The sequence below is a fragment of the Microbacterium sp. JZ37 genome (assembly GCF_035188445.1).
Lineage (GTDB): Bacteria > Actinomycetota > Actinomycetes > Actinomycetales > Microbacteriaceae > Microbacterium > Microbacterium barkeri.
This window is the reverse complement of sequence record NZ_CP045253.1, coordinates 3,233,256-3,256,849: the sequence shown is the minus strand read 5'-3', so window position 1 is coordinate 3,256,849 and position 23,594 is coordinate 3,233,256. Positions and strand designations below refer to the sequence as shown.

The 23,594-nt window shown below is 69.1% G+C and carries 21 protein-coding genes; 16 read left to right on the top strand and 5 right to left on the bottom strand.

The features are described from left to right. Positions 1-5 precede the first annotated feature (5 nt). Genes GC092_RS15045 through GC092_RS15035 form a run of 3 tightly spaced genes read right to left on the bottom strand, consistent with a single transcriptional unit; the run spans position 6 to position 2,621 of the window. The gene (locus tag GC092_RS15045; RefSeq protein ID WP_324013011.1) at positions 6-584 is read right to left on the bottom strand and encodes a flavin reductase family protein; all 579 of its coding nucleotides are present in this window, start codon (positions 582-584) and stop codon (positions 6-8) included. Continuing rightward, positions 571-1,611 (bottom strand): methionine synthase, encoded by a 1,041-nt coding sequence (locus tag GC092_RS15040; RefSeq protein ID WP_324013009.1) that lies wholly within the window; start codon positions 1,609-1,611, stop codon positions 571-573. Before GC092_RS15040 ends, GC092_RS15045 begins: the two co-directional genes overlap by 14 nt. A 17-nt stretch (positions 1,612-1,628) precedes the next feature. Next, on the bottom strand, positions 1,629-2,621 hold the full coding sequence (locus GC092_RS15035) for a DUF1852 domain-containing protein (RefSeq protein ID WP_324013008.1): 993 nt from the start codon (positions 2,619-2,621) through the stop codon (positions 1,629-1,631). 120 nt (positions 2,622-2,741) lie between these two features. On the opposite strand from GC092_RS15035, the gene GC092_RS15030 reads away from it, so the two are divergent. Next, positions 2,742-3,683, top strand: coding sequence for a LysR family transcriptional regulator (locus GC092_RS15030; RefSeq protein WP_324013006.1), 942 nt, complete (start codon positions 2,742-2,744; stop codon positions 3,681-3,683). Here GC092_RS15030 and GC092_RS15025 read toward each other — a convergent pair. Then, the gene (locus GC092_RS15025) at positions 3,626-4,255 is read right to left on the bottom strand and encodes a TetR/AcrR family transcriptional regulator (RefSeq protein ID WP_324013004.1); all 630 of its coding nucleotides are present in this window, start codon (positions 4,253-4,255) and stop codon (positions 3,626-3,628) included. The genes GC092_RS15030 and GC092_RS15025 overlap by 58 nt on opposite strands. A 111-nt stretch (positions 4,256-4,366) precedes the next feature. Between GC092_RS15025 and GC092_RS15020 the strand changes: the two genes are divergently transcribed. The 15 genes from GC092_RS15020 (at position 4,367) to glgX (ending at position 20,928) form a co-directional block, all read left to right on the top strand. After that, positions 4,367-5,794: an APC family permease gene (locus GC092_RS15020; RefSeq protein ID WP_324013002.1), complete on the top strand. Its 1,428-nt coding sequence runs from the start codon at positions 4,367-4,369 to the stop codon at positions 5,792-5,794. Positions 5,795-5,826: 32 nt separating this feature from the next. Continuing rightward, positions 5,827-6,642: a MoaF C-terminal domain-containing protein gene (locus GC092_RS15015; protein ID WP_324013000.1), complete on the top strand. Its 816-nt coding sequence runs from the start codon at positions 5,827-5,829 to the stop codon at positions 6,640-6,642. A gap of 27 nt (positions 6,643-6,669) precedes the next feature. Next, positions 6,670-7,005 carry a cupin domain-containing protein gene (locus GC092_RS15010; protein ID WP_324012998.1) on the top strand — a complete coding sequence of 112 codons (336 nt, stop codon included), beginning with the start codon at positions 6,670-6,672 and terminating at the stop codon, positions 7,003-7,005. Positions 7,006-7,015: 10 nt separating this feature from the next. Further along, positions 7,016-8,344 (top strand): flavin monoamine oxidase family protein, encoded by a 1,329-nt coding sequence (locus GC092_RS15005; RefSeq protein WP_324012995.1) that lies wholly within the window; start codon positions 7,016-7,018, stop codon positions 8,342-8,344. 26 nt (positions 8,345-8,370) lie between these two features. Further along, a complete protein-coding gene (locus GC092_RS15000) occupies positions 8,371-9,780 on the top strand; it encodes an aldehyde dehydrogenase family protein (protein ID WP_324012992.1) in 1,410 nt (469 codons plus the stop codon). A gap of 136 nt (positions 9,781-9,916) precedes the next feature. After that, positions 9,917-10,276 carry an ArsR/SmtB family transcription factor gene (locus GC092_RS14995; protein WP_324012990.1) on the top strand — a complete coding sequence of 120 codons (360 nt, stop codon included), beginning with the start codon at positions 9,917-9,919 and terminating at the stop codon, positions 10,274-10,276. A gap of 1 nt (position 10,277) precedes the next feature. Continuing rightward, positions 10,278-11,267, top strand: a complete 990-nt coding sequence (locus tag GC092_RS14990) for an SRPBCC family protein (protein ID WP_324012987.1) — start codon at positions 10,278-10,280, stop codon at positions 11,265-11,267. Between the two features lie 84 nt (positions 11,268-11,351). Continuing rightward, positions 11,352-12,014, top strand: a complete 663-nt coding sequence (locus GC092_RS14985) for a GntR family transcriptional regulator (protein ID WP_271174598.1) — start codon at positions 11,352-11,354, stop codon at positions 12,012-12,014. A 107-nt stretch (positions 12,015-12,121) separates the two neighbouring features. Then, a complete protein-coding gene (locus GC092_RS14980; protein WP_324012985.1) occupies positions 12,122-13,081 on the top strand; it encodes a tripartite tricarboxylate transporter substrate binding protein in 960 nt (319 codons plus the stop codon). Continuing rightward, positions 13,081-13,599 (top strand): tripartite tricarboxylate transporter TctB family protein, encoded by a 519-nt coding sequence (locus GC092_RS14975; RefSeq protein ID WP_271174596.1) that lies wholly within the window; start codon positions 13,081-13,083, stop codon positions 13,597-13,599. The genes GC092_RS14980 and GC092_RS14975 overlap by 1 nt, the downstream gene beginning before the upstream one ends. After that, the gene (locus GC092_RS14970; protein ID WP_324012984.1) at positions 13,596-15,251 is read left to right on the top strand and encodes a tripartite tricarboxylate transporter permease; all 1,656 of its coding nucleotides are present in this window, start codon (positions 13,596-13,598) and stop codon (positions 15,249-15,251) included. Before GC092_RS14975 ends, GC092_RS14970 begins: the two co-directional genes overlap by 4 nt. Then, positions 15,248-16,117, top strand: coding sequence for a dihydrodipicolinate synthase family protein (locus GC092_RS14965; protein WP_324012982.1), 870 nt, complete (start codon positions 15,248-15,250; stop codon positions 16,115-16,117). Before GC092_RS14970 ends, GC092_RS14965 begins: the two co-directional genes overlap by 4 nt. 9 nt (positions 16,118-16,126) lie before the next feature. Next, positions 16,127-17,758 (top strand): fucose isomerase, encoded by a 1,632-nt coding sequence (locus GC092_RS14960; RefSeq protein WP_324012980.1) that lies wholly within the window; start codon positions 16,127-16,129, stop codon positions 17,756-17,758. A gap of 34 nt (positions 17,759-17,792) precedes the next feature. Next, the gene (locus GC092_RS14955; RefSeq protein WP_324012978.1) at positions 17,793-18,689 is read left to right on the top strand and encodes a ribokinase; all 897 of its coding nucleotides are present in this window, start codon (positions 17,793-17,795) and stop codon (positions 18,687-18,689) included. Between the two features lie 82 nt (positions 18,690-18,771). After that, positions 18,772-20,928: a glycogen debranching protein GlgX gene (glgX, locus tag GC092_RS14950; RefSeq protein ID WP_324012976.1), complete on the top strand. Its 2,157-nt coding sequence runs from the start codon at positions 18,772-18,774 to the stop codon at positions 20,926-20,928. A gap of 21 nt (positions 20,929-20,949) precedes the next feature. Here the strand turns inward: glgX and glgP are convergent, their stop codons facing one another. After that, positions 20,950-23,520, bottom strand: coding sequence for an alpha-glucan family phosphorylase (glgP, locus tag GC092_RS14945; protein ID WP_282979251.1), 2,571 nt, complete (start codon positions 23,518-23,520; stop codon positions 20,950-20,952). Positions 23,521-23,594 lie beyond the last annotated feature (74 nt).

Here is a 23,594-nt window from a genome sequence, read left to right as displayed (position 1 = left end):
GGCCGTCAGGGCTCGATGCGCGAGTGCTCGCCGAGGCGGTGCCACGTGCGGTTGTGATAGACCAGCGCGTCGCCGGCGTCGCCCGGGTGGACGTCGCGCTCGATGTGCGACTGCAGTGCGTGGGCCGCGACGACCGTCGACGTGCCCGCATCCATCCGGTCGATGACCGCGCAGCGCACCCACGCGCGCACGCCCTCGTACACGGGCTCGCCCGTGGCCAGGCGCGTCCACGGGTGCTCCTGGGCGAAGCGGTCGACACCGCTCGCGGCGCCGAGCTTCGCCACCTCCAGATCGTGAGCGTCGAGGAAGTGCACGACGACGGTCTCGGCGCGCGAGAGAACGTCCGACGCCGACGACAGCGCCGAGATCGAGAACACCAGGAGCGGGGGCTCGGCGCTCACCGACGCGACCGAGGTCGCCGTCAGGGCGACGGGCCCGTCGCCGGCATCCGCCGTGATGACGGTGACGCCCCCGGGGTGCCCCCGGAAGAGGGCCTTGAAGTCGTCGGGCGACAGCGACGGCGCGAAGCCGTGGCGCGGGGTCTCGGCGGGTGCGTCGGCGGGCGACGCCTCAGACGCGCGCATCGGCCAGCTCCTCGCGCAGGATGGCCGCGCCCGCGCTGAGCGCGCTGAGCTTGCGCAGCGCGACCTCCCGGGGGAACGGCGCCATGCCGCAGTTCGTGCTGGGCACGAGCTTGTCCGCGTCCACATAGGCGAGCGCACGGCGGAGGGTGTCGGCGACCTCCTCGGGGGTCTCGACCGTCTCATCCGCGACGTCGATCGCGCCGAGCATGACCTTCTTGCCGCGGACGAGCTCGACGAGCTCGAGCGGGACGCGGGAGTGGTGGCACTCGAGCGAGACGATGTCGACGGCCGACCGCTGCAGAAGCGGGAACGACTCCTCGTAGTGGCGCCACTGCGAGCCGAGCGTCGCCTTCCAATCGGTGTTCGCCTTGATCCCGTAGCCGTAGCAGATGTGCACGGCGGTCTCGGCGCGCAGCCCCTCGCACGCGCGCTCGAGGGCGGCGACGCCCCAGTCCTTGACCTCGTCGAGGAAGACGTTGAAGGCGGGCTCGTCGAACTGGATGATGTCGACGCCCGCGGCCTCGAGCTCTCTGGCCTCCTGGTTGAGGATGGTCGCGAACTCCCACGCCAGCTTCTCGCGGCTCCGGTAGTGGGCGTCGTAGAGCGTGTCGACCATCGTCATCGGGCCCGGCAGCGTCCACTTGATCGGGCGGTCGGTGCTCGCACGGAGGAACGCCGCGTCGTCGACGAAGACGGGGCGCTCGCGGTGCACCGCGCCGACGACCGTCGGCACGCTCGCGTCGTAGCGGTCGCGGATGCGCACAGTCCTGCGCTGCGCGAAGTCGACGCCGTCGAGGTGCTCGATGAACGTCGTCACGAAGTGCTGGCGCGTCTGCTCCCCGTCGCCGATGATGTCGATGCCGCGGCGCGTCTGCTCCTGGACGGCGATGCGCATCGCATCCTGCTTGCCCTCGGTCAGCGCGGCGCCCTCGAGCTTCCAGGGGGACCAGAGCGTCTCCGGCTCGGCGAGCCACGACGGCTTGGGAAGGCTGCCGACGATCGAGGTCGGCAGGAGCGCGGGGGTCATGGATGGTCCTCCGGGGGTCATGCGACGAGAACGGGGTCGCCGGCGGTCCACTGCTCCAGCAGCTCGCGGTTCGGCTCGATGAAGTGCTCCTGCGCGTACTTCCCCTGCGTGACAGCGAGCTGGCTGCGCTCCTCGCGGTCGTAGGAGATCTGCGTCCGCGAGAAGTCCTGCGCGCCCAGGCTCGGGCGGTAGACGGCGGCGGCGGCCGAGTTCGCGTTGTAGATCTCGGGGCGGTAGATCTTCTGGAATGTCTCCATCGTGCTGATCGTGCTGATGAGCTGCAGGTTCGAGTAGTCGTTCAGCAGGTCGCCGCGGAAGTAGAACGCGAGCGGCGCGACGCTTCCGCGCGGCATGAAGTAGCGCACGCGGAGCCCCATCTTCCCGAAGTACTCGTCGGTCAGGGAGTGCTCGTCCTGCTGGTACTCGACGCCGAGGACGGGGTGGCTGTTCCCGGTCTGGTGGTAGGTCTTGCTCGTCGAGACGCTGATGCAGATGACGGGCGCCTGCGGGAAGCGCTGCCGGTAGACATCCGAGTCGAGGAAGTGCTGGAAGAGCCTGCCATGCAGGACGCCGAAGTCGCGGGGGAGCGCGGGCGCGCCCGTGCCATCCTTCGCCGAGGGCAGGACGACGCTGAAGTCGTAGTCGCGGATGTAGGACGAGAAGTTGTTGCCGACGATCCCGTGGTGGCGGGCGCCCGTGTGCCGGTCGATGATCCGCGTGTCGAGGACCTCCAGCAGTGGGAACGGCTGAGCCTCGTCATCCGCCGACGTGCGCAGCTGCACGGAGACGATCTCGAGTTCGAGGGTGTAGCGGTCGCGAGTCGGGTTGTCCCAGTGCGCGAGGTCGTTGAACCGCCGGTCGATCATCGTCAGGGTGCTGCGGAGGTTCTCCTGACGGCGCTCGCCGCGCGCGAGGTTGGCGAAGTTGGTCGTGATCCGGGAGCTCTCCGACGGCGTGTAGTCCTCGTCGAAGGGGGTGGTCGTGATGCTGAACTCGAATGCGCTCGCCATGGGCCAATCCAGGGGTGATGAGGGTCGGGTCGATCCTCGGTCGTCGGAGCCTCCATCGTGCCGGGATCCGGGCGATATCGGGTAAGAAGACGACGCTATCCCTTCATATAGTCTGTGGCTATGGCACAGGGAACGAGCGGTCTCACGCTGCAGCAGCTCCGCTACTTCATCGAGGTCGCCGCCGAGGGCTCGATCTCGGGTGCCGCCGACCTGCTCTACGTCGCGCAGCCGACCATGTCGGCGGCGATGAAGGAGCTCGAGGCGCGCGTGGGGCGCACGCTCCTGGTGCGCTCCGCACGCGGCGTGACGCTCACCCTCGACGGGGCGGAGTTCCTCGGCTATGCGCGGCAGGTCGTCGAGCAGGTGGAGCTCCTCGAGCAGCGCTACCTCGACCGGCCCCCGTCACGGCGTCTGCTCGGGGTCTCGGCGCAGCACTACTCGTTCGCGGTCGACGCGTTCGTGCGGATGGTCCAGGCGAGCGGGGCGGCCGAGTACGAGTTCTCCCTGCGGGAGACCCGGACGGGGGACATCATCGAGGATGTCCGCACGCTCCGCAGCGAGATCGGCATCCTCTACCGGAACGACTTCAACCGGAAGGTGATCGACAAGCTGCTGCGGGACTCGGGGCTCGCGTTCCATCCGCTGTTCCTCGCCGAGCCGCACATCTTCATCTCGCGGCGCAACCCGCTCGCCTCCCGGAAGCGCGCGACCCTCGCCGACCTCGAGGATCTGCCGCGACTCACCTTCGACCAGGGTGCGGACAACTCCTTCTACTTCGCCGAGGAGATCCTCTCCACCATGTCGAGCAGGCGGGAGATCCGGGTCTCCGACCGGGCGACGATCTTCAACCTCATGATCGGCCTCGGCGGGTACACGATCTCGACCGGCATCATCAGCGACGAGCTCGATCCGGAGATCGTCGCCATCCCCCTCGACGTCGACGAGCGCATCGAGATCGGGTGGATCGACCACGCCGCGATCCCGCTGACGGAGCAGGCGCAGCGCTACCTCGACGAGGTGCGCGCGGTCGTCGCCGGGTTCGGCGTGGAGGTGCTGGGGTAGCGCGTCCCTGATGCAGCAGCAAGACGCCAGAGGGCGCTGACGGACGCGTCCACCTGGTCGCGCGTGATCGCGCCGCCGACGTACTGGAGCACGAGACCGTCCAGTGCTGCGAAGACGGCGCGTGCGAGGGCGTCGTCGTCGGCTGTCGCGGCGCTGCCGAACATGCTCCGCGAGACTCCCGCCGTGTAGCGGTCGTACATATCGATGATCTGCGAACGGACTTCGGCGTCCCGACTCGCTTCGAGAATCATCTCGAACTGATAGACGTGCAGGTCCCGACGCTGGTCGAGGGTGGACCACAGCGCGGCCTTGTAGTCGCTCTCCGAGTCAAGGAAGCCGTCGAGGTGGGAGTCGCGCATTGCGGTCGCGGCCGACCACTCGAGGGCGGCGTTGGCCAACGCTGACAGCGACCCGAAGTGGTGGGCGACCAGCGAGTTGTTGACACCCGCCTCCTGCGCGACCTTTCGGAAGGTCATGCCATGCAGGCCGTGTCGCGCGACCACGCGAACGGCGGCCTCGATGAGCGCCTCGCGGCCGGTGCCGTACTTGATGCGTTGAGGTTCATCGGCCATGTTCGCACCCTATCTCCCGATGAAGCGACGGCGAATCTAAGCAAACGCTTGACTTTAAATTGAGCAGATGCTGGAATTGCTCGCACTACCCGACGTTCAAAGGAGAACGCCATGGCAACCGCTCGAACGGATGCGACCGCCGGACCGACGACGGCGCTGAAGCGCAACAGTCTCGGCGTGGTGGGCATCGCCTTCTTCGTCATCGCCGCCGCTGCCCCGATGGCTGCCTTCGTCGGCGCGTCTCCTGTCGTCTTCTCCCTCGTCGGCCCTGGTGCACCTGCGGTGTACGTGATCGTCGCCGGAGTGATCGCGATCTTCGCGATCGGATATCTGAAGATGAGCCGGCACATCACGAACGCGGGCGGCTTCGTGGCGTACATCGCTCGCGGGCTGGGATCGAGGACGGCCACCGGCGCGGCGGGGATCGTCGTCGTGACCTACCTCGCCCTTCAGATCGGCCTGGTGGCTCAGTTCGGTGTGTTCGCACAGCAGCTGGCTGCCGAGGCGGGGCTCGACCTCCCTGTGTGGGTCTGGGTCATGCTCGCCATCGTCATCACCACCATCCTCGTCATGCGCGGCGTCGACCTGAACATGCGCGTGCTCGGCGTGATCATCGCGCTCGAGGTCGTGGTCGTCGCCATGCTCGTTGTCGGCATCCTCGTCGCTTTCCCGGGCCAGGACCCCTCGCTGGTGAGCTTCAGCCCCGCGGTTCTCGCGAACCCGGGCGTCGGCGTCGCCGGCCTCTTCGTCTTCACATGCTTCACGACCTTCGAGGCGACGACGGTGTTCGCCGAGGAAGCCCGCAACCCTCGCCGCACCATCCCCGTCGCGCTGTTCGTCGTGATCGGCTTCGTCGCTGCCTTCTACACCCTCGCCACGTGGGCGGTCAGCTACGGGATCGGCGCCGACAACGTCCAGCAGGCGTCGGCAGACGATCTCTCCGGGGTGATCTTCGATATCGCCAACCGTGCCGTGGGCCCGTGGTTCTCGCTCGTCCTCCAGGTCCTCGTGCTCACGAGCTTCCTGGCGATGCTCATCGGCGTGCAGAACATGTTCGCCCGCTACTGCTTCGCGCTGGGCCGAGCCCGCGTCCTGCCTCGTCTCTTCGCTCGCGTGTCCGAGGTCAAGCGCGCCCCGCACCTGGCCGCGCTCGTGGATGCCGCTGTCTGCGTGGTGATCCTGGCAGCGTTCTTCGCCGCCGGGGCGGACCCCATCGTCGTCATCTACGCCTGGTTCGTCGCGCTGGGCACCATCGGCTTCATCGTGATGATGACCATCGCTTCGGTGGGCATCCTCGCCTTCTTCATCCGTGAGCGGCTGGAGACCGGATTCTGGAGCACCAAGTTCGCGCCGACGCTCGCGATGCTCCTGAATGCCGCGGTTCTCGTCATCGCTCTCTCGAACTTCGACGTGCTGCTGTTCGATGACGGCACGGTCGCGAAGACGATGCTCTGGATGATCCCCATCGCCTTCGCCATCGGGTTCGTGATGCCCAGCTTCCGCAAGAACATCGACTTCCACGTCGTCGCGATCTCCTGAGCCCCACCGCCAGCTTCAGCAAGGAACGAATCATGAGCACAACCACCGACTCCCAGGTCCAGGCACGGGACTTCGTCGCCCAGAGTGACTGGCCCGACGTCTCCGCCATGATCAGCGGCTTCGGCGACCCGAGCCTGCCCGCCAGCAGCGCACTCGTCGGCCAGACCATCGACATCACGTACGACAACGGATGGATGGTCCGGCACGAGTTCCATACCGACGGTGAGTTGACCTGGACCTTTCTCGAGGGCGACGATGCCGGCGCAGCGGGCACCCATCCGTACCGCGCCGTCGAAGTGCGCCCCGGCATCCAGCTTGTCGACGTCCTCAAGGGCGAGGGGCCGCGTACGCACTCCTTCACCTTCGTGCTCGACCTCGCTGACGGACGGGTCACGGCCGCGGACAGCGGCATCACCATCGCGGATGGCATCGGACGGACGAACACGACGTTCCTCTCGGGTCGCGTCGTCGGCACGGGCGAGATCGAACCCCGTCGTCGCAGTGACGAGCTCGTGGGCAAGCGCATCTACTACCGCTACAGCGAGACCGAACGGTACGAGCACATCTACCTCAATGGCGGCACGTTCGTGTGGCACTGCATCTCTGGTGCCGAGGCCGGCCTCGCCGACGTCGACGAGACGAAGGCGTTCGAACTCGCCGACGGGATCGTCGTCTTCTTCTGGAAGGAAGGCGTGATGCCGGTGGAGAGCTTCCTGGTGGTCGACCTCGACGAGAAGCGCTCCGTCGGACGCATGTTCTGCTGGGAGAACTCGACGCAGAGCGTCGTGCACATCCCCTTTGACAGTCGCTTCACCATCCTCAACGAGACCACTTATCCGAACGACTGATCGGCACCATCCACAAAGGAGATCACGATGCCAGACTTCATCAGCCACGCTCGTCTCGACCGCTCGAATGCGGAGCCGTTCGAGGTCGGCGTCGTCCAGTGGACCCGACGCCCGGGCGACGGCGAGCGACCCCATCTGTCCTCCGGTTTCTGGTTCGTCACCCCCGAAGAAGCGCCTGGTGCAATGCGTGTCGTCGGGCACGCCGACGAGACCGTGTACATCCTCGAAGGGCATCTGCGGATCGAGCCCGAGGGTGGCGAGCCCTTCGAGCTGACCGCAGGTTCGGTGGCCTCCTTCAACAAGGGCGCTGCCGCGCTGTGGACCGTCTTGGCGCCCACGGTCGAGTTCTTCGTCTACTCCTGAGAAGCGCGCCATGATCGATCAGCACTACGAGGTCATCGTCGTCGGAGCCGGGTTCGCAGGCCTCACCGCCGCACGCGAACTCACCTGGAGCGGAAAACGCGTCCTCCTCGTCGAAGCGCGCGACCGCATCGGCGGACGCACATGGTTCGACCGTCGGCTCGGCATCGAGATCGAGCTCGGCGGCACCTGGGTGCACTGGACGCAGCCGTACGTCTGGGCCGAACTCCATCGCTACGGACTCGGAGTCGTGGCCAGCCCAGCGCCCGCCACTGCGTGGTGGCACGTGGACGGAAAGCCGACCGTCGTCGCGCCCGATGCGCTACTCGAGCTCATGGACGAGCCGAACCGCGAGCTCGGTGCAGAAGCGCGTGCCGTCTTCCCGCAGCCGTTCTCGCCCCTGAGCTCTGCACCCGGAGCGGCATTCGATGCCCGCGGGATCTCCGAGCGCATCGACGCTCTGGATCTCGACGAGAATCGTCGCGCACTCCTCCGCGCGTTCTGGGCGCTGAACTTCAACGGGCGCCTCGGCGAGGCCGCCTACACTCAGGCCCTGCGCTGGCTCGCGGTCGCCAATGGTGACTGGAGGGTCATGTTCGAGGCGTGCGCGAGTTACAAGATCGCGGGAGGTACGCGCGCTCTGGCCGAAGCGATCCTCGCCGACACGAACGCGGAGCTGCGACTCGGCGCAGAAGTGACGGCCGTGGTCGAAGGTGACGGCCCCTCTCGCGTGGAGTTCGCAGACGGCACGCACGCTCGCGCGGACGCCGTGATCCTGACGGCTCCGCTGAACGCACTCTCCCGCATCCGCTTCGAGCCCCCGCTGCCGGAGAGCGCCGGGCGGGCGGTCTCCGCCGGACAGATCGCACTCGGTACGAAGATCTGGTTCGCGGTCCAGGGAGAGCTTCCCCATTTCGTCGCCTTCGGCAGCGAAGACGATCCCTTCACCTTCCTTCAATCCGAATACCACGTGGACGGACGCACCATCGTCATCGGCTTCGGCCCTGATGCGCGCGCGATCGACGCGAGCGATGTCGCCGCCGTGCAAGCCGCGGCGGACAGGCTCGTGCCCGGGCTCGCCGTCGTCGCTGCGACGGGCCACGACTGGACGGCCGATCCGCTGTCGGGGGAGACCTGGCCGATGCACCGCACCGGATACCTCTCACAGGGGCTGCCGGCGCTGCGCGCCGGACATGGATGCGTCGTCTTCGCCGGCTCAGACGTCGCCGAAGGGTGGGGCGGATTCATCGACGGCGCCATCGAGAGTGGCCTGTCAGCTGCGCGGAAGGTTCTCGACCGCGCACCCCACGCCGTCGATTCGACGCTCACCCGTACCGCCTGATCACCCCACTCAGCCCAGGAGCAATCATGACGACCGCCACCAGCATCCTCGATGCCATCACCGTTCCCGTCTCAGAGGGTCGTGCGATCCCTGATGCCGCGACGCGGGAGACCATCGGCTACGCGCCGATCCACACCCTCGCCGACCTCGAGTCCGCCGTGTCCGCCGCCCGCGCCGCGCAGCCTGCCTGGGATGGCCTCGGCCACGCGGAGCGCAGCCGTGTGCTGCATGCCATCGCCGATGACATCGATGCCCATGCGGAGGAGCTGGCCGTCATCCTGTCTCGCGAGCAGGGCAAGCCGCTCGACGGGCCCAACGCCCGATTCGAAGTCGGCGCGTGCGCGGTGTGGACCCGCAGCGCGGCGGACACCGTTCTCGAACCGGAAGTCGTCTTCGAGGCGGGCGCAGCGCGAGCCGAGGTCCACTATGGGGCACTCGGAGTGGTGGGAGCGATCGGCCCCTGGAACTGGCCGATGATGATCTCGGTCTGGCAGATCGCGCCATCCCTGCGCATGGGCAACACGGTCGTCGTCAAGCCCAGCGGGTTCACACCGCTCTCGGTTCTCGCGCTCGTGGAGATCTTCAACCGCCACTTGCCCGCGGGTGTCCTCACCGCGGTCACGGGCGACCGGGAGATCGGATCGACTCTCGCTGCGCACCCTGGCGTGGACAAGATCATGTTCACGGGTTCGACACCGACGGGTCGGAAGATCGTCGAAGCCTCGGCGCAGAACCTCGCCCGCCTCACCCTCGAGCTCGGCGGAAACGACGCCGGCATCGTCCTGCCGGGCACCGACGTCGCCGCGCACGCCGAGGACCTGTTCTGGGGCATCTTCATCAACACCGGGCAGACCTGCGCCGCGCTCAAGCGCCTGTACGTCCACGATTCCGTCTACGACGAGACCGTCGAAGCGCTCGCGCACCTCGCACGCACGATGCCGATGGGGCGGGGGCTCGATGAGGGCAACGTCCTGGGGCCTCTGCAGAACCAGAATCAGTTCGACATCGTCCAGCGCCTCGTCGAGGACGCCCGTGCCCGTGGAGCGCGGATCGTCGCCGGAGGCGAGCCTGCGGCCGACCTCGGGCCTCTGTTCTTCCAGCCGACCGTGGTTGCGGACATCGCCGACGGAGCAGCGCTCGTCGACGAGGAGCAGTTCGGGCCGGCGATCCCGGTCATCCGGTACAGCGATGTCGATGATGCGATCTCGCGCGCGAACGCCGCCGAGCAAGGTCTCGGTGCCTCCGTATGGTCCGACGACCCTGAGGCGGCGCTCGCCGTGGCGCAGCGCCTGCAGGCCGGTACCGTTTGGATCAACCAGCACGGCGTGCTCAACCCCCAGGTCCCGTTCGGGGGCACCAAGTCGTCCGGATACGGGCAGGAGTTCGGTGTCGCCGGCCTCAAGGCCGTTGCCGCCCCGAAGGTCATCAGTCGATGACGTGCGCCGGGGCGGCTGTCAAGGCGGTCCGCGTCCCGCCCGACGCTCAGCAGTTCATCCGACGGTCGTTGCGTCACCGGTCTTTCTCGACAGCGAGTCTTGACACGCGCCCGCCGCGGCCCTAACGTACAACCAAATGGTTGCACAAACGGAGTTGAGCGAGACGGAGATCGACCGTGTCTTCCATGCACTGGCAGCGGCGACGCGGCGCGACATCCTGCGTCGGACGATCGAGCGCGAGCAGTCCGTCTCCGCACTGGCCCGCGACTACGACATGTCGTTCGCCGCGGTCCAGAAGCACGTGGCCGTGCTCGAAGAGGCGCGGCTCATCGTCAAGCGCGCGGAGGGGCGCGAGCGGCTCGTCCGCGCGAACCCCGAGATGATCGCGCGCGCCAGGGCCCTGCTGGGCCGATACGAGCAGCTGTGGCGCGCCCGCATTGCGCGCCTCGACGACCTGCTGGGCGAACCGCACGACACCACTGGATCAGGAGATTGACATGCCCGTCACCGATGTCACCACCGACGCCGAGAATCTCACGATGACCGTCGTCGCCGACTTCGCAGCGCCGATCGAGCGCGTGTGGAGCGCCTACGCCGACCCGCGCCAGCTCGAGCGCTTCTGGGGTCCTCCCGGCTGGCCTGCGACATTCACGGCCTTCGACCACACGGTCGGGGGAATGGCGCAGTACACGATGGCCGGCCCGCGCGGCGAGCGCTCCTCGGGGTCGTGGGAGTTCCTCGAGATCGACGAGCCGCGGGGGTTCGCGGTGATCGACCGGTTCGTCGACGACGAGGGCCGTCCGCTCGAGGGCTTTCCCTCCCTGCGCATGACGTTCTCCTTCGAGGAAGCGGGCGACGGCACGCGGATGGTCACCACGAGCCACTTCGACTCGATCGAGGCGCTCGAGCAGGTCGTCGAGATGGGCGCGATCGAAGGCACGCGGATGGCCATGGCCCAGCTGGACGCCGTGCTCCAGGACCTGCGCGCCTATGCGCAGGGGAAGGGGACGCGCGTCGAGGAGCTCGACGACACCCACGTGCGGATCACGCGCCTCGTGGAGGGCCCGCGGGAGCTCGTGTGGCGGGCCCACCACGACCCCGACCTGCTGCGGCAGTGGATGCTCGGTCCCGACGGGTGGGAGATGACCGAGTGCGTCGTCGCGCTCGCTCCCGGTGACCGGCACAGCACGTCGTGGGCGCCGGTCGGCGAGACCGAGGGCGAGGCCTTCGGCTTCGAGGGGGAGGCGCTCCTCATCGAGGCTCCGCGGCGCGCTGTCACGACGGAGCGCATGAAGGGCACCGAAGGGCCCGAGACGCTCAACGACCTCAACCTGTACGAAGAGGACGGCGCGACCCTCATCACGCTCCTCATCGAGTACCCCGACAAGGAGACGCGCGACATGATCCTCGCGACCGGGATGGCCGACGGCATGGAGGCCTCGTACGCCCGCCTCGAGAGGGACGTGCTCGTCGCCTCCGGTCGCTGACTCGCCGCGGCCGCGTCACCCGAGGTGGCGCGGCCGCGTTCTGGGCGTACTCTGTTGACAGTCAACGACGTTCAGGGAGGCACGATGCGGGACAAGGTCGAGCGCGGCGTATCGCTCGGAACGCAGGTCGCGGACATCATCCGGCAGCGCATCGTGCGCGGCGAGCTCCAGGCCGGCGACCGCCTGACGGAGGAGGGTGTCGCCGAGGAGTTCCAGGTGAGCCGCGGGCCGGTGCGCGACGCCGTTTCGCAGCTGAGCTACGAGGGCCTCGTCGAGGTGCGGCGCCCGAGGGGCATCTACATCCTCGGGCTGTCGGCCGATGACGTCGAGCAGCTGTACAGCCTGCGGGGCGCGCTCGAGCGGCTCGCCGTTCAGCGCGCGATGGATGTGACGGACGACGAGCCGTGGCGCCGCGTCTGGCAATGCGTCGAGCGGATGGCTGTCGCAGCCGATGAGGGCGATCATCCCGCCTTCCAGAAGGCCGACGTCGAGTTCCATTCGCTCTTCTACGAGATGGCGCGGCATCCGCGTCTTCTCGCGACCTGGCGTCAGTACGAGCCGACGTTCGCCGCTCTGCTCGACGTGACGATCAACCACGACGACGACCTGCACGAGTCGTCCGAGGCGCACCGGCGCTTGTATGACGTGCTGCGCTCCGGTGATCGAGCCGCCGCCGAGGCGGAGCTCATCGAGCATCTGCGAGGCGCGGAGGAGCGCATGCGGCTGGAGCTCGTCGCTCGGCGCTGACTCTCCTCGGATGATCTGAGCGCGGTCAGCGTTGACTGTTAACAGTAAACGTGCAAGACTCGGCTCAGCCGACAGAGCCCGTCGGTTCCGCGCCGAGAGGAGCAATGATGCCCCGGTACATCCGTTTCACCGCAGCGTTCGCGGCGGCAGGCCTGGCCGCGACCGCGCTGGCTGCCTGCACGCCGGTGGCTGAGGGCGGCGACAGCTCGTCCTATCCCGAAGAGGACATCCGCCTCATCATCCAGGCTGACGCGGGAGGCGGCTCCGACCTCTCATCGCGCGCGCTCGCGACGGAGCTCGAGAAGATCCTCGGCGTCAGCGTGATCCCCGAGAACATGCCCGGGGCATCCGGAGCGCTGGCGATGGAGTACGTCGCCGAGCAGGAGCCCGACGGCTATGTCATCGGCTTCGGTCCGGTCGAGATCTCCATGCTGAACACGACCCAGAACGCAGACGTGCTCCCGGAGAACTACGACCTCCTCGGACAGATCATGCTCGCGCCCGGCGTCATCTCGGTCAGCGCTGACAGCGGCATCGAGACGCTCGAGGATCTCATCGCGCAGGGTGAGTCCGGCGCGCTGACGGTTGCCAATTCCGGCGCCGGCTCGATCTGGGAGGCCGCCACTCTCGGCCTCGGCGACTCGACGGGGGCCCAGTTCACTCCGGTCGCGTACGACGGCGGCGCGACGGCGGTGAGCGCCGCTGCATCGGGTGAGGTCGTGGCCGCGGTCTCCGGAGTCGGCGAGGCTCTCGCTCAGGCTGAGTCGGTCCGGATCCTCGCCATCATGCACGACGAGCGTCATCCCGACCTGCCCGACGTCCCGACGGTCGCGGAGGCGATCGGCGAGGAGATCGAGTTCGGCGGCTGGGGTGGGATCTACGCCCCCGCAGGGCTTCCTGACGATGTGCACGACACCCTCGAGTCCGCGATCGCGAAGGCGGTCGAGACCGAGTCCTACCAGGACTTCCAGAAGAGCTCGGGCAACCTCGTGGTGTACCGCGACTCCGCGGAGTTCACGACCTTCGTCGACGAGCAGTTCACTCGCTTCCAGGAGCTGCTCGGCTGATGAACGTCGACGCTGAGGCGGAGCCGGGCACAACGCCCCGCCCCTCTCGAGCACTCGAGATCGCTTTCGCAGGCACCGCCCTGGTCTTCTGTGTGGTCTACTTCGCGCTGGGGCTGCAGATCGAGCTGCGGCGCGAAGTGCCCGGTCAGATGGACGCGCGCACCTGGCCGCTCGTCCTCGGCGTCCTCGGAATCGTCGTCTCGCTCGTGCTCGTCGCGATCGCGATCACCCGACCACCGTCGACGAGGAGCGACCTGGAGCGCGTCGCCGTCGGCGGCCCGCTCAGGGTCGTGCTCACGCTGCTCGTCTCGGGCGGGTTCCTCGCTCTCTGGTCGTTCTCCGATGTGATCGCATTCGGGTACCGCATCCAGCTGTTCCCGATCGCGGCGGCGATCTACCTGGTCGCTCTGCTGCTGCTCTTCGGACAGCGGCGCCTGATCGGACTCATCGTCTATCCCGTCGCGGTGACGGCCTTCGTCTACGTCGTCTTCGGCCTGCTGTTGAGGATCCCGCTATGAACCCGCTGATCGAGGGTCTGTCGTCCCTCATGGACATCTCCGTCCTCCTGTACATGTGCGTGGGACTCCTCCTCGGCTTCCTGGTCGGAGCGTTCCCCGGCATCACCGCGACGATGGCCGTCGCGCTCGCCGCCGGGTTCACCATGACGCTCGACCCTGTCCAGGGACTCGCGGTCCTGCTCACCATCTACGTCGCCGCGAACTTCGGCGACCGGGTGCCGGCCATTCTCGTGAACACGCCGGGCACACCCGCGTCGGTTGCGACCACGCTCGACGGATACCCCATGGCGAAACAGGGAAGAGCGGGGCTCGCCCTGACCATCTCGGCGATCGTCAGCGCGGTCGGGATCCTCGCCTCCGTCATCCTCTTCGCCGCACTCGCCGTGCCGATCGCGACGCTGGCCAGGAACCACTTCCGCTCGCCCGAGCTGTTCGCCCTGGTGGTGTTCGGCATCGCGATCATGATCGGCATCTCGTCGAAGTCCATGATGAAGGGGATCCTCGCGGGCCTGATCGGGCTCATGCTCGGAACCGTGGGCACCTATGCCGCGACAGCGGACCAGCGCTTCACCTTCGGAGTGCTCGAGCTGTCGGAGGGCCTCAACTTCATCGCCGTCATCATCGGGCTCTTCGGCATCGCGGAACTGCTCGATCAGCTGCTCACGCATCACGCATCGAAGGTGCGTCCCATCTCGTCGCTCGGGCGCTGGTTCCCGAACGGCCGCGAACTGCGGCAGACCGGGCGAGCGGTCGCGGTGAGCGGCGCGGTCGGCCTCGGTGTGGGTCTGGTTCCCGCGGCAGGCGGCGACATCGCCGGTCTCATCGGATGGGAACGGGCGCGCGCGGTCTCGCGGCACCCCGAGATGTTCGGCAAGGGATCGATCGAGGGAGTCGCGGCTTCGGACACCGCCTCGAGCGCGACTCTCGGCGGGTCCCTCACGACCACCATGGCGCTCGGCATCCCGGGCGACTCCGTCATGGCCGTCATGATCGGCTCGATGATCATCTGGGGCATCACCCCGGGGCCCACGCTCTTCGCCGAGCGCCCGGAGCTCGTCGTCTCGATCGCGACGATCATGATCGTCGCGACGGTGCTCTCCCTGGCGCTGAGCCTCGTGCGCATGCGCGGGATGGTGAAGCTCCTGGACATCCCGCGGCCCTATCTGTGGAGCGGCATCCTCGTGTTCTGCATCATCGGGACCTACGCCACGTCGAACAGCCTCTCGGCCGTCATCCAGATGCTCGTGTTCGGTGTCGTCGGGCTCGCCTTCAAGCGCCTCGAGATCCCCGCAGGCCCCGTGGTGCTCGGCCTCCTTCTCGGTCCCCTCGCAGAGCAGAATCTCGCTCGCACGCTGGCGATCCTCCCGACCGAGCCGTTCTTCAGCGTGGTCAGCCCGATCGCACTCGTGCTCATCGCTCTCGCGATCGCCTCGATCATCGTGCCGGTCGTCCGCAACGCGCGGCGATCGCCCGAGCAGCGTCGGTCCTTCGCCGAATCGGTCCTCAGCGAGGACACCGTCGCCGAGATCGAGGAGGCGCACGACGAGCTGCGCGCGCGCCCGGATCTGCTCACATCGACCATCCGCAACGACGAAGCCGACCCTGCGCGCGAGCGCACGGCGCGAAAGAACCGCAAGGAGCCCCGTTCATGACCCGCCGAGACATCCTCACCGCCGTGCCGACCTCGTTCCTCGCGGACGGCCGACTCGACCTCGAGGGGAGCCGCGCGATCTTCCGCTACGTCGCGGAGTCGGGGAACGAAGGGGCGTTCGTCCTCGGGACGACGGGCGAGTTCCCGGCCGTCGACGACGCCGAGTTCGCCGAGCTCGTCGAGGCCGCGCTGGCGGATCTCGCCGACGCCATGCGCGTCGTCGTGCACGTCGGGGCGACCAGCGCGTTCGAGGCGGTCCGCCGCGTGCAGATTGCTCGCCGCCTGGGTGCCCGCGAGTTCGCCGCGGTCACGCCCTACTACCTCCCCTCGTCGGAGGCCGGTCTGTTCGCGTACTTCGCCGCCATCTCCGAGGCGGTCGGCGACGGGCAGCTGTACGTCTACGCGTATCCGGCCCGCACGGGGAACCCCGTCTCGCCAGAGCTTCTGGCCCGCCTCGCCGAGCTGCCCAACGTGGTCGGGATCAAGGCCAGCGAGCTCTCCCTCGAGCAGATCGCGGCCTATCGCGCGGCGGTGCCCGCGGACTTCGTCATCTACACGGGAGCGGATCGCGACCTCGTCGCGGCCGGAGAGGTCGGCGCCCAGGGCGTGGTGTCCGGAGTCTCGTCGGTGCTGCCGAAGCCGTTCCGCGCACTCGCAGCCGCTGCCGACTCCGGTGATGCGGACGCGATCGCCCGTGCGCAGGCCGCCGTCGACGACGTGGTGTCGGTAATCGGCGGCGACATGCCGCGCATGAAGGCCGCCTACCGCGCGATGGGGGTCGCGGATGGCCGCTGCCGCATGGCCCTCGACGAGCCGGACGCCGCCGCCCTCGCCGAGATCGACCGCGTCATTGCGACGCACCGCTGAAGGAGCCCCATGTCCTACGCATTCCCTGAACCGTCCACGCGGCCCGCGCTCGCCCCGAAGACGGCGTATCTCATCGCGTCGGGCGATCTGCGCGAGTCCGCGAACGTCGCAGGATGGCCCACGCAGGTCGCGCTCGAGTCCGCGGTGACGCGCGTGCTGAACGACCTGGGGTGGCAGGTGATCCGCGCCAACGACGTCGATCCCGCGACGGGTCACGGGTTCATCTCGAGCCAGCGGATGGGCCTCGAGGTGTTCAAGACGATCCCGGTCGACGCGCCGCTCATCGTCGCCGAGGCGGTGTGGCAGTACTCGCATCACGTCCTGGCGGGTCTCCGCACGCATCGCGGGCCGGTCCTGACGGTCGCGAACTTCGCGGGCGACTGGCCGGGTCTCGTCGGGCTTCTGGGCCTCAACGCGGGCCTGACGAAGATGGGCAAGGACTACGCCACGATCTGGTCGACCGACTTCACCGACGAGTGGTTCACCGCCGGTCTCAAGGAATGGACCGAGACCGGTCGCATCACGCACGACGCCTCGCACGTCCGCGCGCTCCCGTCGCTTCCCGACACCCCCGAGGTCGAGCTCGGCCGGGCGCTGGGCGATCAGCTGCTCGCCGACAAGGCGATCATCGGCGTGTTCGACGAGGGCTGCATGGGCATGTACAACGCCATCTTCGACGACGAGCTGCTGAACCCGACCGGCATCTACAAGGAGCGCCTGTCGCAGTCCGCCCTGTACGCCGAGATGCTGACGGTGCCGGACGCGGAAGCCGACGCCGCCCGCGACTGGCTGGTCGACCGCGGAATGACGTTCCGCTTCGGCAGCGATGAGGCGACAGAGCTCACCGAGTCGCAGGTGCGCTGGCAGATGAAGATGTACATCGCGGCCCTGCGCATCGCCGACGACTTCGGCCTGGACGCCGTGGGCATCCAATACCAGCAGGGCCTGAAGGACCTAATCCCGGCATCCGACCTCGCCGAAGGCGTGCTCAACTCCACCGAGCGCCCACCGGTGTTCTCGCGCGACGGTCAGCGCGAGCTCTTCGCCGGCCGCGCATTCCCGCACTTCAACGAGGCCGACGAGGGCGTCGCCGTCGATGCGCTCGTGACCGACCGCGTGTGGACGGCGATGGGACTCGTGCCCGACAACACCCTGCACGACGTCCGCTGGGGCGAGGACTACGACGGGCAGTTCGTGTGGGTCTACGAGATCTCGGGCTCGGTCCCCGGATCGCACCTGGGCGGATGGGACAAGGCGGAGGGCTGGCGTCAGGACCCCGTGTTCTTCCCGGCCGGCGGGTCGACGATCAACGGCGTGTCCCGGCCGGGGGAGCTCGTCATCTCGCGGATCTTCATCGCGGACGGCGTGCTTCAGGCCGACATCTTCCGCGGAACCGCGATCGAGCTGCCCGAGGAGGAGACCGCGCGCCGGAAGCAGGCGACCAACCCCGAGTGGCCCATCGCGCATGTCGTGCTCCACGGCATCACGCGTGATCAGTTCATGGCCCGGCACAAGGCGAACCACGCTCAGGTGGTCTACGCGCCCGACGCCGCCACGGCCGACCGGGCGCTCGTCGCGAAGGCGGCCATGCTCGACCGCATGGGCATCCGCGTGAATCTCGTGGGGGACGTGCGCCTGTGACCGGCGAGACCGGGCGCGCACTAGCGTGGACGTCGTGAACCGCACGGGCCCCATCGTCGTCCTCGGCAGCGCCAACATGGACCTCGTCACGCGGCAGCCGCGTCTCCCCGAGCCGGGCGAGACGATGGCCGGCTCCGACTTCTCGACGGGCGCCGGCGGCAAGGGGCTCAACCAGGCCGTCGCCGCCCGTCGCGCCGGAGCCGAGGTCGCGTTCGCGGGCGCGGTCGGCGACGACGGGTTCGGGCGCGAGCTGCGCGCCTTCCTGGAGGGCGAGCGCATCGCGACCGCCGCGCTGCGGACATCCGCTGCGCCGACGGGCATCGCCCAGGTCAGCGTGCTCGACGGCGGCGAGAACAGCATCGTCATCGTCGCGGGCGCGAACGGCGAGGAGGAGCTGACGGATGGCGACCGCGCGCTGATCGCGTCGGCTGCGGCCCTCGTCGTGCAGCTCGAGCGCCCGCTCGCCCTCGTCGAGCGCGCCCTCGTCGCCGGCCGGCAGGCCGAGGCGCTCACGGTGCTCACCCCCGCCCCGGTCGACGCCGAGGCGGCGCGCCTGCTGCCGCTCGTGGACATCCTCGTGCCGAACGAGTCGGAGGCGCTCGCGCTGTCGGGCGCGTCCGATGTCGAGACCGCGGCACGGCGCCTGAGCGAGCAGGCGTCGACGGTCATCGTCACGCGCGGGTCGGCGGGCGCCCTCATCGCACGCGGCGGCGAGATCGTCGCCGCGGTGCCGGCGCACGAGGTGGAAGCCGTCGACACGACGGGCGCCGGTGACACGTTCGTCGGCGTGCTCGTCGCGTGGCTCACCCGCGGCGAGCCGCTCGAGGCGGCGGTCGAGGCGGCGACGGCGGCTGCCGCGATCGCGGTGACCCGGCCCGGGGCCGCGCCCGCGATGCCGACGCGCGAGGAGATCGATGCCGCGCTCGAGTGACCGGCGCGCATTGTGTCCGTACTGTGGCCATCCGGTTACCGGAACGGCGGGTTCTGTCATCTGAGCCTGGGACAATCGCCCTGTGAGCCCGGAGATCTGGACCCGCATGGGTGAGACAGCCGCCATCTGGCCAGGACGCAACTGGCCGCTCGGAGCGACCTGGAGCGAGGAGTCGACGAACTTCGCGGTCTACGCGCCCAACGCGACGCGCGTGTGGCTGTGCCTCTTCGACGAGAACAACTCCGAGACGCGGCACGAGCTCACCGAGCACTCCCAGAGCATCTGGCACGGAGCCCTTCCCGGCATCCGCCCCGGGCAGCGCTACGGCTACCGCGTCGACGGCCCGTGGGATCCGGCGCAGGGCCTCCGGCACAACCCGCAGAAGCTCCTCCTCGACCCGTATGGCCTCGCCACGAGCGGCACGATCATCGCCGAGCAGCCGATCTTCGGTGTCCGCGAGGACGACCCCGCCGTGCGCGACGACACCGACTCGGCCGCGTACACGGCACGGAGCGTCGTCGTGAACCCGTCGTTCGACTGGGGCGACGACGAGCCGATGAAGACGCGCTGGCGCGACACGGTCATCTACGAGCTGCACGTGAAGGGGTTCACGAAGCTGCACGACCGCATCCCCGAGCACCTGCGCGGCACCTACGCGGGCCTCGCCGAGCCGGCGGTCGTCGAGTACCTCCGCGACCTCGGCGTCACGGCCGTCGAGCTGCTGCCCGTGCAGCAGTTCTTCTCGGAGCCGGGCCTCCTCGAGCGCGGGCTCGTCAACTACTGGGGCTACAACACCCTGTCCTACTTCGCGCCCGATGCAGCGTACTCGTCGTCGGGCGATCGCGGCGAGCAGGTCGACGAGTTCAAGCGGATGGTGAAGGCGCTGCACGGAGCGGGGATCGAGGTCATCCTCGACGTCGTCTACAACCACACGGCCGAGGCCGGTCCGCACGGGCCGACCCTCTCGTTCCGCGGGCTCGACGACCGCGGCTTCTACAAGCGGCTGATCCCGGAGAACGGCGGGTTCGACGACACCTACTGGGATGTCACGGGCTGCGGCAACACCGTCAACACGGGCGACCCCTACGCGCTGCGCCTCATCCTCGACTCGCTGCGCTACTGGGTCACCGAGATGCACGTCGACGGGTTCCGGTTCGACCTCACCTCGGCGCTCACGCGCACGGGATACGACATCGACTTCGCGTGCGCGTTCCTCATCGCGGTCGACCAGGACCCGGTGCTGCGTCACGTCAAGCTCATCGCCGAGCCGTGGGACGCGTCGATGGACGGCTACCTCGTCGGCCGCCTGCCGCAGCCGTGGGTCGAGTGGAACGACAAGTACCGCGACACCATCCGCGACTTCTGGCGCGGGCACGCGCAGATCAAGGACGTCGCGACGCGGCTCGCGGGCTCGAGCGACCTCTACGCCGACGACGGCCGCTCCGCGTACAACTCGGTGAACTTCATCACGGCGCACGACGGCTTCACCGTGCGCGACCTCGTCAGCTACGACCACAAGCACAACGAGGCGAACGGCGAGGACAACCGCGACGGCACCGACAACAACCGGTCCTGGAACCACGGCGTCGAGGGCGAGACCGACGACGCCGAGATCGTCGCACTGCGCCGCCGCCAGGCCGCGAACCTCATGATGACGCTGTGCCTGTCGAACGGCGTGCCGATGATCACGGCCGGCGACGAGCGCGGCCGCACGCAGCGCGGCAACAACAACGCCTACTGCCAGGACAACGAGATCTCGTGGATGGACTGGCGCCCCGACGACGCGTGGCTCGACGTGTACGAGCTCACCAAGGCGGCGCTCAGGCTCCGGCGCGAGCACCTGGCGCTGCGGCAGCGGCACTGGTTCGAGGGGTCGCCGACGATCAAGGGCGGCCCGGCCGACCTCGTCTGGCTGCATCCCGAGGGGCGCCGCATGCGCACGGCCGACTGGGCGGATGGCGGGCTCAGGACCATCGGGATGTTCCTGTCCGGCGGTCCGCTGCGCGAGCCGGGCCCGCACGGCGAGCAGCTCGTCGACCACTCGTTCCTGTTCTGGTTCAACGCGGGCGAGACCGAGGTGACGATCACGTTCCCCGAGAACGAGTGGATCAGCATGGGCGACGTCGTGCTCTCGACCGATGAGGCGGTGCCCCCGGGCACGCGCGTCACGGTGGAGGCGCCGCTCGTCATGGCGCCGCGCACCGTGGTCGTGATGCAGTCGCTGCAGGCTCCGCTCTGACGCGGGCCGGGCCGCTCGACCCTACGCGGTGGCGACCAGGCCCAGCTCGGCGACCGAGGCGAGGTGCTCCTCCTGGGGCACGACGCGCACGGTGTACCCGAACGCGCCCGATCGGTCGAGGGTGATCCCGCCCGCGAAGCAGACCCGTCCGCCCTCGTAGCTCTCCACCGGCGAGAGCGCCGTGTACGTCGGGTCCGCGATCTCGTCCTCGCCGACCGCGCGCCCCGAGACGAGCTGCACCGCGACATCCGCCGGCCGCAGGTCGCCCAGCGCGACGAACGCGCGCACCGACAGCTCGCCGCCGACCTCGGCGGCGTCGCCCGGGCCACTCGACTCGACGTGCTCGACGCGCACCGCGTGCCATCCGGCCGCGACGCGCGCCTTCCAGGCCGCGAGGTCGATCGCCGCGGCGAAGCCGTCGTCGAGCGCCCGTCCCGACGTCGCGGCCGGCGCGTAGAGCTCGGTGACGTAGTCGCGCACCATGCGGGTCGCGAGCACCTTCGGGGCGAGCGACACGAGCGTGTGCCGCACCATCTCGAGCCAGCGGATGGGCAGGCCGTCGCCGTCGCGGTCGTAGAAGCGCGGCGCGATCTCGCGCTCGACGAGGTCGTAGAGCGCAGCGGCCTCGAGGTCGTCGCGCTTGTCGGGGTCGTCGAGGCCGTCGGCCGACGGGATGGCCCAGCCGTTGTCCCCGTCGAACCACTCGTCCCACCATCCGTCGAGGATCGAGAGATTGAGCCCGCCGTTCAGCGCGGCCTTCATGCCGCTCGTGCCGCAGGCCTCGTAGGGGCGCAGCGGGTTGTTGAGCCAGACGTCGCAGCCGGGGTAGAGCGGCAGGGCCATCGCGATGTCGTAGTTGGGCAGGAACACGATGCGGTGGCGGACCTCGGGGTCGTCGGCGAAGCGCACGAGATCCTGGATGAGCTTCTTGCCGCCGTCGTCGGCGGGGTGCGCCTTGCCCGCGACGACGAGCTGGATGGGCCGCTCGGGGTCGAGAAGGAGGCGCTTGAGCCGCGCGGGGTCGCGGAGCATGAGGGTGAGGCGCTTGTACGACGGCACGCGCCGCGCGAAGCCGATCGTGAGCACATCCGGATCGAGCGCGTCGTCGATCCAGCCGAGCTCGGCCTCCGCTGCGCCGCGCTTGCGCCACGAGGCGCGCAGCCGATCGCGCGCATCGAGGACGAGCCGCTCGCGCATCGCGCGCTTGAGCTCCCACATGCGGCGCGACGGCGCGGTGTCGATCGCCTGCGCGAACTCCGCGGGGTCGCCGTCGGGGTCGGCGCCGAGCTCGGCCACGAGCTGCTGGAACTCGCGAGCCACCCACGTCGGGGCGTGCACGCCGTTCGTGATGGAGGTGATCGGCACCTCCGCCTCGTCGAACGCGGGCCACAGGCCGTGGAACATCTCGCGGCTCACGTGTCCGTGCAGCTGCGAGACGCCGTTCGCGCGCTGCGCGAGGCGGAAGCCCATCACGGCCATGTTGAACACGCCGGGGTCGCCGCCCGGGTAGCTCTCGGCGCCGAGAGCGAGGACCCGGTCGAGCGGCACGCCCGGCGTCGCGCCGTCGGATGCGAAGTACTGCTCGATGAGCGTGCGGGGGAAGCGGTCGATGCCCGCGGGCACGGGCGTGTGCGTCGTGAACACGGTCGAGGCGCGGCACACCTCGAGCGCCGCGTCGATGTCGAGGCGCGGGCCCGCTGCGTCGACCGTGAGCTCGCGGATGCGCTCGAGCCCCTGGAACCCCGCGTGCCCCTCGTTGGTGTGGTACACCTCGGGCACGGGCGCGCCGGTCAGGCGGCTGTAGGCCCGCAGCGCGCGCACGCCGCCGACGCCGAGGAGCAGCTCCTGGCGGAGCCGGTGCTCGCTGTTGCCGCCGTACAGGCGGTCGGTGACGGCGACGTGGTGATCCGGGGCGCCCTCGACCGCCGTGTCGAGCATGAGCAGCGGCACGCGCCCGACCTTCGCGACCCAGATGCGCGCGACGAGATCGCGGTCGCCGGGCTGGGCGATCGAGATCGTCGCGGGCGTGCCGTCCGGCTCGCGCAGAGCCGTGATCGGCAGCTCGTCGGGGTCGAGCAGCGGGTAGCTCTCCTGCTGCCAGCCCTCGCGCGACAGCGCCTGCGAGAAGTAGCCGTGTCGGTAGAGCAGGCCCACACCGACGATCGGGACGCCGAGGTCGCTCGCCGCCTTGAGGTGATCGCCCGCGAGGATGCCGAGGCCCCCGGAGTACTGCGGCAGCACCGCGGTGATCCCGAACTCGGGGGAGAAGTACGCGATCGCGCGCGGGCCATCCGCGACCTGGCGCTGATACCAGCGGTCCTCGGCGAGGTAGCGCTCGAGGCTCGCCTCCGCCTGCCCGAGGCGCGCGAGGAAGCCGTCGTCACCAGCGAGCTCGTCGAGCCGCTCGCGCGAGACCGATCCGAGCACGTGCACGGGATCGTGCGTCGCGGCCCACGCGTCCGGCGCGACCTCGGCGAAGACATCCTGCGTGGCGGGATGCCAGGACCATCTGAGGTTCCCGGCGAGGCTGCCGAGCGCCGCGATCGGGGCGGGGAGGACGGGTCGGACGGTGAAGCGACGGATGGCGCGCATGCGCACACGGTAGTGCATGGACGTAGCCATGTCAGCACAAGGGGGTTGACACGAGGTGTCGGAGCGTGCGGCTC

Coding starts and splice junctions, on each gene's coding strand:
- GC092_RS15045 (WP_324013011.1), bottom strand. CDS start 584: ATGCGCGCGTCTGAGGCGTCGCCCGCCGACGCACCCGCCGAGACCCCG.
- GC092_RS15025 (WP_324013004.1), bottom strand. CDS start 4,255: ATGGCCGATGAACCTCAACGCATCAAGTACGGCACCGGCCGCGAGGCG.
- GC092_RS15015 (WP_324013000.1), top strand. CDS start 5,827: ATGAGCACAACCACCGACTCCCAGGTCCAGGCACGGGACTTCGTCGCC.
- GC092_RS14995 (WP_324012990.1), top strand. CDS start 9,917: ATGGTTGCACAAACGGAGTTGAGCGAGACGGAGATCGACCGTGTCTTC.
- GC092_RS15030 (WP_324013006.1), top strand. CDS start 2,742: ATGGCACAGGGAACGAGCGGTCTCACGCTGCAGCAGCTCCGCTACTTC.
- GC092_RS15020 (WP_324013002.1), top strand. CDS start 4,367: ATGGCAACCGCTCGAACGGATGCGACCGCCGGACCGACGACGGCGCTG.
- GC092_RS15000 (WP_324012992.1), top strand. CDS start 8,371: ATGACGACCGCCACCAGCATCCTCGATGCCATCACCGTTCCCGTCTCA.
- GC092_RS15005 (WP_324012995.1), top strand. CDS start 7,016: ATGATCGATCAGCACTACGAGGTCATCGTCGTCGGAGCCGGGTTCGCA.
- GC092_RS14970 (WP_324012984.1), top strand. CDS start 13,596: ATGAACCCGCTGATCGAGGGTCTGTCGTCCCTCATGGACATCTCCGTC.
- GC092_RS14980 (WP_324012985.1), top strand. CDS start 12,122: ATGCCCCGGTACATCCGTTTCACCGCAGCGTTCGCGGCGGCAGGCCTG.
- GC092_RS15040 (WP_324013009.1), bottom strand. CDS start 1,611: ATGACCCCCGCGCTCCTGCCGACCTCGATCGTCGGCAGCCTTCCCAAG.
- GC092_RS14960 (WP_324012980.1), top strand. CDS start 16,127: ATGTCCTACGCATTCCCTGAACCGTCCACGCGGCCCGCGCTCGCCCCG.
- GC092_RS14990 (WP_324012987.1), top strand. CDS start 10,278: ATGCCCGTCACCGATGTCACCACCGACGCCGAGAATCTCACGATGACC.
- GC092_RS15010 (WP_324012998.1), top strand. CDS start 6,670: ATGCCAGACTTCATCAGCCACGCTCGTCTCGACCGCTCGAATGCGGAG.
- GC092_RS14985 (WP_271174598.1), top strand. CDS start 11,352: ATGCGGGACAAGGTCGAGCGCGGCGTATCGCTCGGAACGCAGGTCGCG.
- GC092_RS14975 (WP_271174596.1), top strand. CDS start 13,081: ATGAACGTCGACGCTGAGGCGGAGCCGGGCACAACGCCCCGCCCCTCT.
- GC092_RS15035 (WP_324013008.1), bottom strand. CDS start 2,621: ATGGCGAGCGCATTCGAGTTCAGCATCACGACCACCCCCTTCGACGAG.
- GC092_RS14965 (WP_324012982.1), top strand. CDS start 15,248: ATGACCCGCCGAGACATCCTCACCGCCGTGCCGACCTCGTTCCTCGCG.
- glgP (WP_282979251.1), bottom strand. CDS start 23,520: ATGCGCGCCATCCGTCGCTTCACCGTCCGACCCGTCCTCCCCGCCCCG.